Source organism: Limnofasciculus baicalensis BBK-W-15, assembly GCF_024178385.1.
Taxonomy (GTDB): domain Bacteria; phylum Cyanobacteriota; class Cyanobacteriia; order Cyanobacteriales; family Coleofasciculaceae; genus Limnofasciculus; species Limnofasciculus baicalensis.
This window is the reverse complement of sequence record NZ_JAMZMM010000228.1, coordinates 1-9,937: the sequence shown is the minus strand read 5'-3', so window position 1 is coordinate 9,937 and position 9,937 is coordinate 1. Positions and strand designations below refer to the sequence as shown.

Here is a 9,937-nt window from a genome sequence, read left to right as displayed (position 1 = left end):
GCCCCCTGCCCCCCTGCTCCCCTGCTTACAACTGATGGGTTATTTCTGCCCACCTGCACTAGTTATCTGGTTAGGGCTGCTAATGGCTATTAACATTTTGAGCAACACCTTGATTTATATAGCAACCGCGAGAATGGTTAGCGGGATTCTCGATCAAAAGTCTATGGAATAAACAGGAAGTACGCGATCGCCTGTCTAAATTATCTGAAATTGACAAGAGCGATCGCAATTCACTTCACTCTTCCCCTAAAGTTAGGATTCCCGCTTTCCGATCCACCACCAACCGCCGATTCTCTAACCAAGGTAAACCGATCGCCGATAATTGCGATCGCTAGCACATGATATGAGACACGGAAAATTACGAGAAATCCCCGGAAATTAATTCTAAGTTACCCGAAATGTTAGTGGCGATCGCAATTCTGTGTCAAATCCGAAACTTGTCTGAGTGCTTCGCCTGCTTTTCCCATCCCCCCATCCTGTCAGAGGAGGATCAAGAAGTAAATCTTTGCAGATCTGCGAATATCGTTTAAATTTACTAATTGCAAGTCAATCAAGCAATTCCCCGCCGAAACTCCCTCACAGCCTCAAGCCTAGAAGCCATCAGCAGGCACCGGGAGAGCAAGTCCAGATCCAAGTCCGGTAAAACTTCGCTCTTGTAAATCCGTTCGTAACCGGACTCTCTGAGGTGATGAAGGGTAAACAGCCCATCTTCCCAAAACCAGACTTCCGGTACTCCCAACTCCTGATAGCGCTTCAGTTTGGCAAGAGTGCCGCTGGTGAAGACCACCTCAATGGATAAGTCCGGGGTTTTCCCTTGCCTACCAATCGAGAAAGACTCATCAGCTTGAGCTGAAGCTACCCCCTTCTTTTCTTGGGTGAAGCTACCTTTGGGGAAGAATTCAATCCCTTTGTCCACAAAGTACTCAACTATTAGGATGCCGATAAAACGGCTGAAGGCTTCGTGGTCTTCTGAAACTGCCAAGATTTCTACCTCCCCCTGGTAATAGAACAGTCGGATACCAGGGGAGTCTGAGAATGCTTCCTGGATTAATTGAAATTGTTCCCAGCTCACTTCTGAGTGGATGAACCGTTGGTCCGTTGGCTTAATTAGTGTTTGTGTCATGGCTCGCTCGCTCTTGTTTATCCTTATAAATGATCTAACAACCTCCCGATCAACCATCCATGTCTAAATGTGTAAATACACCAGTGCGCAGCGCTATAACTGTAGAAATAAAGTCGATAATGACCAATCCTTGGCTGGCGTTGCGATCGCGAGTCATATAACGCTGGATCTCCCTTGGTTGGACTGTCATGATGCTATTGTAGGCGATCGCAATTCCTCTAGGCGCGGAGGCGCGATGTCTACGACGGGCGTAGCTGTAGCACCTCTTCCCACAAAAAAGGCGATCGCCCTAGTGCAGATGGGCAGCAAATTTCCCATCAGTTGCGAGATCTTGAGCTTCTTGAGCAGGGAGCAGGGGAGAAAAAACCACTATCAAGCCTCTGAAACTGGTGAGAAACTTCTGCCGTACTACACTAGACAAAACAATTGCCAACTGTTAGCATGAAATTATCAAGTAATTTATTGAAAATATTATGCTCAATTTGAGCGACATCTATCCTCTCTCAGATTTCCAGCGGGGTGCGAAAGCTTTTCTGGTAAGACTCAAAGAAACTAAAGCACCAATGCTTCTGACTGTTAATGGCAAAGCTACTGCTGTTGTTCAAGATGCTGAAGGCTATCAGCAACTTCTGGATCGGATTGAGTTACTGGAGTCTATTGTGGGTATCCGTAAAAGTATTGCAGAATTTGAGCAAGGAAAAGGGATACCTTTAAAGCAAGCATTTGCAGAACTTCGGGAAAAATATGGCCTACCAGATTGAAATATCTCCTACTGCGGTAGCCGATATAGAAGGTATTTTTCTTTGGCTCAAGGAGGATTGACTGGAAAACGCTTATCGCTGGGTAAGAGGATGTTATGAAATTATGTTGACCCTGGAAAACTTTCCTAGGCGTTGTGCTTTGGCTATCGAAAGTGAGTATATGGGAATAGAGGTACGCCAACTTCTCTATAAAAAGCAATTCAATATTTTATTTACTGTGAGTGAAATAGTTGAGCAAGAGCAAGGAATTGTCCGTATTCATCGCGTGCGTCGTTGTTCTCAACAAACACTTCAAAGTATAGATCAACTCTTGGGTGATGAACCAGAAACTTAAATCGCGATCGCCACTTTTATTTAGGCGATCGCTCTCCCGTAAATAAATCAAACAAAAAGGGATGTCTACGACGAGCTACGCCTAAGCATTACAAGATCCGTAATCGCAATAAAACGTTGGGTGAGTTAGCAACAGCATAACCCACCCAATTTAATGATAATGATACCGATGGTGCGTTAACGAAGTGTAACGCACCCTACAAGATCGGGCGATCGCACTCAAAGTTTAATTGAATTTCTGTATTGATCGGGAATCGCCATTAACCGCAAACACCAATTTTATTACAAATCATCTTCCAATAGTTCGGCTATTTTCATTATTGATTTTAAAGTTCCCAGTTTTAAATCTTGATTTCGATGTACGGGAATAGAGATAATTTTATTTTCATTAGGTTTTTAATAAATGTGGTGACTTCCTGTAATTTTTTTGAGAATCCAGCCTTTTCTTTCCACAATTTTACACAGTTTTTTCCCTGAGATTGATTTCATACGGCAATTTCAATAACTTGTGAGATAGGATCTGGTTTTTGGATTTCATTCGCTACTTCTAACCAGCCTTGTATGGCATCTTGAAGGTTATTGACCAATTCTTCCATTGTATCTCCTTCTGTTATACAACCGGGAAGAGCAGGTACTTCAGCCCAATAACCCCCTTCTTCAGCAGGATAAATAATGGCTTTGATTTTCATGGCTTTTACATTTATTCTTGTTTATCTAAACAAATTTTAACAGATCCCCCTTACCAAATTCCCAGATTTTCCCAAAACAATTGCTCTTCCTACATCCTTAATGCGATGTCTGCGACGGGCTACGCCTACGCACTCCCGTAAATACAAAGGCGATCGCACTTTCTGAGTAAAGATAAGCGATCGCACTCCGGTAAAAAAAAGCGATCGCACCTTCTCCCCACAAAAAAGCGATGCCTCTGACGGGCGAAGCGATCGCACTCCCCAATTTCCCCTAAAAAAAGCGATGTCTACGACGGGCTACGTCTACGCATTACAAGATCCGTAATCGCAATAAAACGTTGGGTGGGTTAGCAACAGCGTAACCCACCCAATTTAATGATAATGATACGGATGGTGCGTTACACTTTGTTAACTCACCCTACAAGATCAAGCGATTGTACTAGAAAAATCAAGATTTTAGGCTTTTAGGAGCAGGTGAACCCCGTAGCATTCCCTCTGTGCTGAGATCCTCATCAATTTCTTCCCAATGGATACCGTAGCCGCCACCACAAACTTCCCACTTTGCCCGTTGTTGCGGTGTTGCGGCAAGGAGCCTTGGATACCATACTAGGGGCACAGTAATCGTTCGTCCATCTATCAAATCGACACTAATTGTATCTTCTGTAAAGTGAACATTCTTGACTCTCTCATCTGCTCGAATCGCCAAAATACCCATACTAAGCCTCCAATTGCAAAAGTCGATATTTAGGTGTAGGGGTGTTAGCGCAGCTTGGCGTTAGCCTAGCATTTGCGCCCGGATTTATGGAGAAAATCAATGGTTTTATCCGCAAATGCTTCACCCTTCCGGGATTTATGCAAGAAGTCTATTGACTCTCAGACATCTGATCGCGAAGCCCTATAGCGAACTGACAAGTCAGCGCAACGCTCTCGCAATTCCTGTAGGATCGGAGGCGCGATGTCTACGACGGGCGTAGCTACAGCAATCAAGCCAACCAAAAAGATAGGAGATCGCACTAATAGCTCGTAATTGTACTATAATTGAGAGTGGTTTTCACGGCGCGAGGACTTTGATGAAAACATCAATTAGCATTAATCCAGCTTATGAGGAAATAATCAACTTTCTTGCTGCTGGTATAACATCTCAAAGTTTAATTGAATTTCAAGTATCAGAAACAGTAAAAGAAAGAGTAGCTGATTTGATTTTTCGTGAGAAAAATGAGGGGCTTTCTTCAGAGGAAAAATCTGAATTAGATCATTATCTAATCTTAGAACATTTATTAAGATTAGCAAAAGCTCGTGCTTATGATTTTGTGAAAGAGGAGGCTTAAAATTAAATTATGGAGCGTCCTTATTTGAATCAAGAACTTCGCCGTTTAGTTGCCAAAAGAGCGGATTATTTATGTGAATATTGTCTGATTGCTGAACATGATACCATTCTTGGATGCGCTATCGATCATGTTATTAGTATCAAACATGGTGGCTCATCAAATATAGATAATTTAGCTTATTGTTGTGTCTATTGTAATCGTTTTAAGGGAAGTGATATCGGTTCAATCATTTTAGGCAAAAAGGAATTTTATCGCTTTTATCATCCTCGTTGGGATAATTGGGGAGAACATTTTAAACTGAATGATTCTACAATTGAACCTCTGACAAATATAGGGCAAGTAACTGCTAGGATTTTAGGATTTAACGATCGACCTCGTTTATTAGAACGTCAATTACTTATTGATAAGAGAAAATATCCTTCTCCTTCAGCAATTAGAAGAATGAATACTTAAATAGAGTAAAAATAGTATGAAATGCCCTCGAATTCGCCAAGCAGAAGCAATTAACGATCGCACCTTGGTGATTGAATTCACCAATCACGAAGTCAAGCAATATGATATTGTCCATCTTTTAGAAAATCCTATGTTTGCTCCACTTCGTCAACCTGCTTTTTTCAAGAATTTTAAGGTTGAGCAAGGGGGCTACGGGATTGTGTGGAATGAAGATATTGATTTGAGTGAGTATGAGCTTTGGAAAAATGGCATAACGGTAACAGAAGGTGTAGGCGTACCCCGTCGTAGAGATCCCTCAGTTAAGCTGTAGGATGGCAACTGGGTTTTTCTATTATTTGTAACTGCGATTGGCTTCGCTGCGGCCGTTGGCAATCGCACTAAAAAATAGGAGCGACATCCTGTAAATAAAAGGCGAATTGCCCTTCTCCCTACAAAAAAAGCGATCGCCCTTTCAAATCCCCAAAGCGTATCGCCCTTCTCCCCCTGACGGGGTGACAACTATGGCTATAAAGTAGACTGTTTATCTGAACAAATTTTAACAGATCCCCCTTCTTAAATTCCCAGATCTTGCCAAAACAATAATCTCATTGACGGTCACCTAAGAGTATGTGGAGATATTTCATAAGCAATTGTACTCCCATAAACAAAAGCGGAACCCCAATTCACGTTTCAACTTGAAATGGAGTTTTGTTTAGTGGCAAGAACTGCTATTCTTCAATTGGCGGCAAAGAGGACGAGGAAGTTGTTTGTGATTAGGATTGGTTTCACCTTCAAATCCCAAATTCAATCCGTCCAAAGTCATTTGAGCCACATGAATTCCTGTACTCCCGTACATGTTGATAATGTAATGGTTATTTCCAGGAATCAGAGAAGGGACAAGGGAACGGTTATTTTCAGGAATCGAAGGAAAGTCTTGATAGAGAATCTTCTCAACTGGTGTCCAACAGGTTTCACTATTAGGACTGGTAGACTTGGAAAATCCTTGAACCACGTAGCTCTCAGATGCGTCCAATGCTTCCTGGCTTTTACAGGTGCTGTTCCATTCTATACCTGCACCATCATTGTAGTAGTTATTGCACCAAAGGACGGTCTTACGTGATGCTGCATCATAGATAGTGATGCCAACTTCATTAGCCACAAAATACTGGACATTAGCTTTTGCACCGAGGGGAGCCTTAAAAAGGTGAGCTGCTGAGGCAGACGGGGCCCCAAACCCAAAGACAAGAGCCACTACAACAACGAGAGTAATTAGTTTCTGAAAAACTTGTGGAATATTCATTATGTTCTCCCTAAGAAGAGGTGCGTTAATGAAATATAACGCACCCTTTAATATTAAGTAGATCGCACTGTCAAATTCCAAGCTTCAATTACGGGCACACTCGAAATGGGGGTTTAGCAGTCTCTCCCTCTCCTTGGAACACCAAACCCCGTCCGTCCAAAATCAATTGAGCCAAGGTAGTCCCAAATTTGCTATACAGAGTGGTAAGGTAACGATTATTTCCAGGATTCGGAGAAGGGACTTCAATGGCAGACATATCGGCTTTTGTCCAACAGGTGCCACCAGGACCTGATGGCTTGGAATATCCTTGGATAAGGAAATTCTCCGACGGACCTAATTGTTGCGACTGAAGACAAGTGCCTTTCCACTCTGAACCTGCACCCGAACCGAACCTGTTATTGCACAAGAGGGTCACTGTGTTAGTCGGCTGATCGTATACAGTGGTACCAATTTCGAGTTGCGAATAATATTGGACAAAAATTGATGCACCATAGGGAGCATTAAAAATGGTAGCTGCTGAGGCAGATGGAGCCGCAAACCCAAAGGCAAGAGCTACCACGGCAACCAGAGCAATTAGTTTCTGAAAAATTTGTGGAATCTTCATTCACATTCTCCTGAAGAAAAAGTCAAGAACAAAACAACACGAGAAATTAAACGCAATATAAGCCTCCCTAAAATAGGGGTATTTAACTCCACTCGGTAGCCAAAGAAGGTACTATGATTTATTTGACTACTTCCCCATCACTTTTGGCCTCTGGAAAGCCCAAGCTCGCTCGCCATTAGCTCCAGTTTTACCTCGTGTGAACTCCCCGGTGGAGTAGTTTTTTCCGCTTACACTTATTAGACGTTTGCCAACCCCAATTTCGGAATTTTTCGACTTACAGGCAAATTTTCTCCCCAAAATCCACCCTCAACCCCCATAACCCTTATACCTCCTATCTTTCAGCCGCCGGATATTTTTTTCAACTTCCCCACGAGTCGGATACAACAACTCCTGACTCAAAGCACTCTCATAAGCCTCTATCGCCCCCAACTTATCCCCCAACCCCACCAAGGCTCTCCCTAACCAGTAATCAGCCATAGTCGGATTAAACGCCCTCAATTTCTGACTTCCCTCACAAGCCGCTTCCCACCATCCCTTACTAGCCCCATCATCCCTCAGCTCTCGGTAACTCTCCCCTAACCAAACCGCCGCAGGTACTGATTGCAGATAATTTCCTCCTGGTAAAATATGCCATCCTTTCTCCAACGCCTCCACCGCTTCCTGATGTTTAAGAGCCAAAGCCAACACCCTGCCATGACAAAACCAAGCATCGGCTAACTGAGGCTGTAGTTTTGTCCCCTCTTCAGAAACCTGACACCCCCTTTCAACCTCTTTCAAGGATTGCACCAACACTCGCCCCGCAGTCGCCCAAACACTCCAGCGTTGAGGAAACCGCTCAAGCATCTCTTCCACTATGGAAGCAAGATTCATCTTACTCTCATCACCTCTAACTCCCCCCTCATCATCTCTAACTCTCCTCTCATCATCTCTAACTCCCCTCTCATCATCTTTAACTCTCCTCCCTTCACCTCTAACTCCCCTCTCATCATCTCTAACTCCCCTCTCATCATCTTTAACTCCCCTCCCCTCATCTCTAACTCCCCTCTCCGCACTTCGTGCCGCTTCGCTAACGCAGGAGAGGGGCAGGGGGAGAGGTTGCACCGACAAAATCTCACACAAACCCCGATAAATTTCACACTCATCAGGATAAAGATGATAAGCTTTCCCCATCATTTCCGCCGCCTTCTCATATTCCCCCGTCTCAAATAAGCACCGCCCATAGTAATACCAACCATGAGGATGATTCGGGTGTTGTGCGGTAAATTCTGCTAACACCTCCACACCTTCAGGCCAATCTCCTCGGAAAAGGTGATAATATGCCAGAGATTTGTGAGCCTCAGCGCCATGAGGATACTGTCGCAGAGCAGAGGTAATCATCTTTTTCGTTTCTTTTCCCTCCTTCCCAGATACCAATCTCATCGCACAACGCAGATGCAACTGTCGTTGAATTACCCGGAAATCATCAGGAGCTAATACTATCAATTTATCCAGCCGTCGCTGTGCTTCCTGAAGATGCCCCACTGCCATTAGCGCATCATAGCTATGAATTAAGGCGACAATATCATCGGGGTTGAGTGACAAAATCATGTCAAAGGCTGATAAAGCCCCAACAGGATTCTCTCTCCCCATCTGCAATTGTCCCAAAACCAGCCAGTAAGCTGCGTTGTCTGGTTGTAGGTTAGTCGCTGTTTCCAATGCAGTAATAGCTTTTTTACTGTCACCTTGACAAAGTGCGTAGGCGCAGCCCGTCGTAGACATCGCGCCGTTGATATATTGTGCTGTCGCTTCATTGTCAGACAATGGTAAGGCATTTTGATAAACTGCGATCGCCTCAGCTTCCCTCCCCATTAGCTGCAATAGTTTCCCCAATTTCAACCAGACATCGATTAATTGAGGTTGCCGCTGAATGACTTGGCGATACTCCTCAACCGCCCCATCCCAGTTACCCATTACTGACAGGAGATTAGCTAATTCCAAGCGTTTCTTCCAGCCAGAGGGATACTGCTCCACATATTGACTTAATCTGTTGAGCTTCTGCTCTTGTCTGGTTAGCTTTTCTGTTAAGTTTAGGTGAACATTCAACTCCACCCCAGAGGAGTGGGTGATTGGTACCAAGTATGAGAAAGTGTTTCTAAACATATTGCGTCTACTTGATAATTAAATGAACAATCAAAACCCTCCTTTTCTTGGGGGGATGGAGTTATTTCTTGGGAAGTTGTAATTATTTCATCGGAGTAAAAACTTCCCACTCCTGGTTCTCCTTTTTTATCCAGTGACTCGGAGAAATTTAAGAGAGAATTGTCCAAGCCTGACAAATACTTTGTCAAAGACTTTTGCAGAATTATTTGCGCCTGTGCAATACGTTTGCGCAGGTTGTCGTAGGCTATATTTAGCTTTTGTGCTATTTCCTGATAGGATTTCTCCTCAATGAAGTATAGGAGAAATGGTTCGCGCAGTTTGGGCGGCAAATCTTCAATTGCACATTGGATGATGATTGCTAATTCCCCACGCAAAACGATGCTTTCAGGACTATCGGAGAGAGAAACCAGTCCTTCCTCCCCTTTTTCAACTATTAATTCCCAACTCTCAGATCTATCGCCGAACTTCTTATTTTCTCGATGTATATCCATACAGAGATTATAAGTCAGTCGAGTTAACCAACCCTTAAAGTTAGTGATGACACTAGTAGAATCTTGAACCTTCTCAAAGGCTTTGAACATCGCTTGACTGAGTACCTCTTCGGCATTAGTCGCGTTTCCGTTCATCCATTTCAAACAGCAACGGTAAAGATAATCTCGATGGTTTTCCCATTCCTGAAAAAATAAAAATTCTCTATCTTCACGACAATTCCACTGGATCGATCCAGTCACTGATTGACATTTCATATTTATTTTTGCGCTTTCTACCATTAGCTCACTTAACAGCATAATTATCAAATCCAGATTTGGCAAATATAAAGAAAATTTATTAACTTTCTTGGGGGGGATCAATCTTTACCAAAAATTTACCAAATAGCCTCTAGAAAGCCAAATAACATGGATATTTTTTTTTGAGAGCGACTCAATCTTTACCAAAAATTTACTAAATATTTCTCAAAAATAAAAAAGATGGTAATTATACTTCATTTTCTCGATCTGAGCAAAGAAAACGAAATAAAAAAAAACAAAACTAAAACAAATAAAACAAATAAAGATAGTACATTTGTCGTATGGACAAATTGTATATAGTATGCAACAGTTCACTAGATCGCCAGATCGAAAAAATAGGATAAACTGATAAATTTTACCATTTGGAATAACTGCTTTTGTGGGCACGGCTCTCCGGGAGTTATGGTGATAAGTCAAAGTTATTGAAATCACCAAAGGCA

At 42.9% G+C, this 9,937-nt stretch carries 15 protein-coding genes and 1 pseudogene; 5 read left to right on the top strand and 11 right to left on the bottom strand.

The features are described 5' to 3' along the window. Nucleotides 1–550: 550 nt before the first annotated feature. Genes NJ959_RS19650 through NJ959_RS30245 form a run of 3 tightly spaced genes read right to left on the bottom strand, consistent with a single transcriptional unit; the run spans nucleotide 551 to nucleotide 1,441 of the window. The gene (locus tag NJ959_RS19650; RefSeq protein WP_254013435.1) at nucleotides 551–1,123 is read right to left on the bottom strand and encodes a Uma2 family endonuclease; all 573 of its coding nucleotides are present in this window, start codon (nucleotides 1,121–1,123) and stop codon (nucleotides 551–553) included. Nucleotides 1,124–1,172: 49 nt separating this feature from the next. After that, nucleotides 1,173–1,313, bottom strand: a complete 141-nt coding sequence (locus tag NJ959_RS19645; RefSeq protein WP_254013434.1) for a hypothetical protein — start codon at nucleotides 1,311–1,313, stop codon at nucleotides 1,173–1,175. After that, a complete protein-coding gene (locus NJ959_RS30245; RefSeq protein ID WP_256529476.1) occupies nucleotides 1,310–1,441 on the bottom strand; it encodes a hypothetical protein in 132 nt (43 codons plus the stop codon). The genes NJ959_RS19645 and NJ959_RS30245 overlap by 4 nt, the downstream gene beginning before the upstream one ends. A gap of 155 nt (nucleotides 1,442–1,596) precedes the next feature. On the opposite strand from NJ959_RS30245, the gene NJ959_RS19640 reads away from it, so the two are divergent. Next, a complete protein-coding gene (locus NJ959_RS19640) occupies nucleotides 1,597–1,884 on the top strand; it encodes a type II toxin-antitoxin system Phd/YefM family antitoxin (protein ID WP_254013433.1) in 288 nt (95 codons plus the stop codon). A 103-nt stretch (nucleotides 1,885–1,987) separates the two neighbouring features. Further along, nucleotides 1,988–2,218 carry a hypothetical protein gene (locus NJ959_RS19635; RefSeq protein ID WP_254013432.1) on the top strand — a complete coding sequence of 77 codons (231 nt, stop codon included), beginning with the start codon at nucleotides 1,988–1,990 and terminating at the stop codon, nucleotides 2,216–2,218. Nucleotides 2,219–2,499: 281 nt separating this feature from the next. Here the strand turns inward: NJ959_RS19635 and NJ959_RS30760 are convergent. The 4 genes and pseudogenes from NJ959_RS30760 to NJ959_RS19615 all read right to left on the bottom strand — a co-directional run bounded on the left by NJ959_RS30760 (nucleotide 2,500) and on the right by NJ959_RS19615 (nucleotide 3,621). After that, nucleotides 2,500–2,706, bottom strand: a pseudogene (locus NJ959_RS30760) (type II toxin-antitoxin system HicA family toxin). Further along, nucleotides 2,703–2,906, bottom strand: coding sequence for a type II toxin-antitoxin system HicB family antitoxin (locus NJ959_RS19625; protein WP_254013431.1), 204 nt, complete (start codon nucleotides 2,904–2,906; stop codon nucleotides 2,703–2,705). The pseudogene NJ959_RS30760 and the gene NJ959_RS19625 overlap by 4 nt, the downstream one beginning before the upstream one ends. Before the next feature lie 36 nt (nucleotides 2,907–2,942). Further along, complete coding sequence (locus tag NJ959_RS19620) at nucleotides 2,943–3,164, bottom strand: hypothetical protein (RefSeq protein WP_254013430.1); 222 nt, start codon at nucleotides 3,162–3,164, stop codon at nucleotides 2,943–2,945. 190 nt (nucleotides 3,165–3,354) lie between these two features. Next, on the bottom strand, nucleotides 3,355–3,621 hold the full coding sequence (locus NJ959_RS19615) for a DUF2442 domain-containing protein (RefSeq protein WP_254013429.1): 267 nt from the start codon (nucleotides 3,619–3,621) through the stop codon (nucleotides 3,355–3,357). Between the two features lie 355 nt (nucleotides 3,622–3,976). On the opposite strand from NJ959_RS19615, the gene NJ959_RS19610 reads away from it, so the two are divergent. Genes NJ959_RS19610 through NJ959_RS19600 form a run of 3 tightly spaced genes read left to right on the top strand, consistent with a single transcriptional unit; the run spans nucleotide 3,977 to nucleotide 4,997 of the window. Next, the gene (locus NJ959_RS19610) at nucleotides 3,977–4,234 is read left to right on the top strand and encodes a hypothetical protein (protein WP_254013428.1); all 258 of its coding nucleotides are present in this window, start codon (nucleotides 3,977–3,979) and stop codon (nucleotides 4,232–4,234) included. Between the two features lie 9 nt (nucleotides 4,235–4,243). Further along, nucleotides 4,244–4,687 carry an HNH endonuclease gene (locus NJ959_RS19605; RefSeq protein WP_254013427.1) on the top strand — a complete coding sequence of 148 codons (444 nt, stop codon included), beginning with the start codon at nucleotides 4,244–4,246 and terminating at the stop codon, nucleotides 4,685–4,687. 16 nt (nucleotides 4,688–4,703) lie between these two features. Then, nucleotides 4,704–4,997, top strand: a complete 294-nt coding sequence (locus NJ959_RS19600; protein ID WP_254013426.1) for a DUF2442 domain-containing protein — start codon at nucleotides 4,704–4,706, stop codon at nucleotides 4,995–4,997. 381 nt (nucleotides 4,998–5,378) lie between these two features. Here NJ959_RS19600 and NJ959_RS19595 read toward each other — a convergent pair whose 3' ends face one another. The 4 genes from NJ959_RS19595 to NJ959_RS19580 all read right to left on the bottom strand — a co-directional run bounded on the left by NJ959_RS19595 (nucleotide 5,379) and on the right by NJ959_RS19580 (nucleotide 9,440). Beyond that, nucleotides 5,379–5,966 (bottom strand): hypothetical protein, encoded by a 588-nt coding sequence (locus NJ959_RS19595; protein WP_254013425.1) that lies wholly within the window; start codon nucleotides 5,964–5,966, stop codon nucleotides 5,379–5,381. A gap of 88 nt (nucleotides 5,967–6,054) precedes the next feature. Then, nucleotides 6,055–6,570 (bottom strand): hypothetical protein, encoded by a 516-nt coding sequence (locus NJ959_RS19590; protein ID WP_254013424.1) that lies wholly within the window; start codon nucleotides 6,568–6,570, stop codon nucleotides 6,055–6,057. Between the two features lie 306 nt (nucleotides 6,571–6,876). Beyond that, complete coding sequence (locus NJ959_RS19585; protein WP_256529469.1) at nucleotides 6,877–8,652, bottom strand: tetratricopeptide repeat protein; 1,776 nt, start codon at nucleotides 8,650–8,652, stop codon at nucleotides 6,877–6,879. Next, the gene (locus tag NJ959_RS19580; protein ID WP_254013423.1) at nucleotides 8,649–9,440 is read right to left on the bottom strand and encodes an RNA polymerase sigma factor; all 792 of its coding nucleotides are present in this window, start codon (nucleotides 9,438–9,440) and stop codon (nucleotides 8,649–8,651) included. The genes NJ959_RS19585 and NJ959_RS19580 overlap by 4 nt, the downstream gene beginning before the upstream one ends. Nucleotides 9,441–9,937: the final 497 nt, after the last annotated feature.

Coding starts and splice junctions, on each gene's coding strand:
- NJ959_RS19595 (WP_254013425.1), bottom strand. CDS start 5,966: ATGAATATTCCACAAGTTTTTCAGAAACTAATTACTCTCGTTGTTGTA.
- NJ959_RS30245 (WP_256529476.1), bottom strand. CDS start 1,441: ATGGGAAATTTGCTGCCCATCTGCACTAGGGCGATCGCCTTTTTTGTG.
- NJ959_RS19635 (WP_254013432.1), top strand. CDS start 1,988: ATGTTGACCCTGGAAAACTTTCCTAGGCGTTGTGCTTTGGCTATCGAA.
- NJ959_RS19625 (WP_254013431.1), bottom strand. CDS start 2,906: ATGAAAATCAAAGCCATTATTTATCCTGCTGAAGAAGGGGGTTATTGG.
- NJ959_RS19600 (WP_254013426.1), top strand. CDS start 4,704: ATGAAATGCCCTCGAATTCGCCAAGCAGAAGCAATTAACGATCGCACC.
- NJ959_RS19605 (WP_254013427.1), top strand. CDS start 4,244: ATGGAGCGTCCTTATTTGAATCAAGAACTTCGCCGTTTAGTTGCCAAA.
- NJ959_RS19610 (WP_254013428.1), top strand. CDS start 3,977: ATGAAAACATCAATTAGCATTAATCCAGCTTATGAGGAAATAATCAAC.
- NJ959_RS19590 (WP_254013424.1), bottom strand. CDS start 6,570: ATGAAGATTCCACAAATTTTTCAGAAACTAATTGCTCTGGTTGCCGTG.
- NJ959_RS19650 (WP_254013435.1), bottom strand. CDS start 1,123: ATGACACAAACACTAATTAAGCCAACGGACCAACGGTTCATCCACTCA.
- NJ959_RS19615 (WP_254013429.1), bottom strand. CDS start 3,621: ATGGGTATTTTGGCGATTCGAGCAGATGAGAGAGTCAAGAATGTTCAC.
- NJ959_RS19640 (WP_254013433.1), top strand. CDS start 1,597: ATGCTCAATTTGAGCGACATCTATCCTCTCTCAGATTTCCAGCGGGGT.
- NJ959_RS19645 (WP_254013434.1), bottom strand. CDS start 1,313: ATGACAGTCCAACCAAGGGAGATCCAGCGTTATATGACTCGCGATCGC.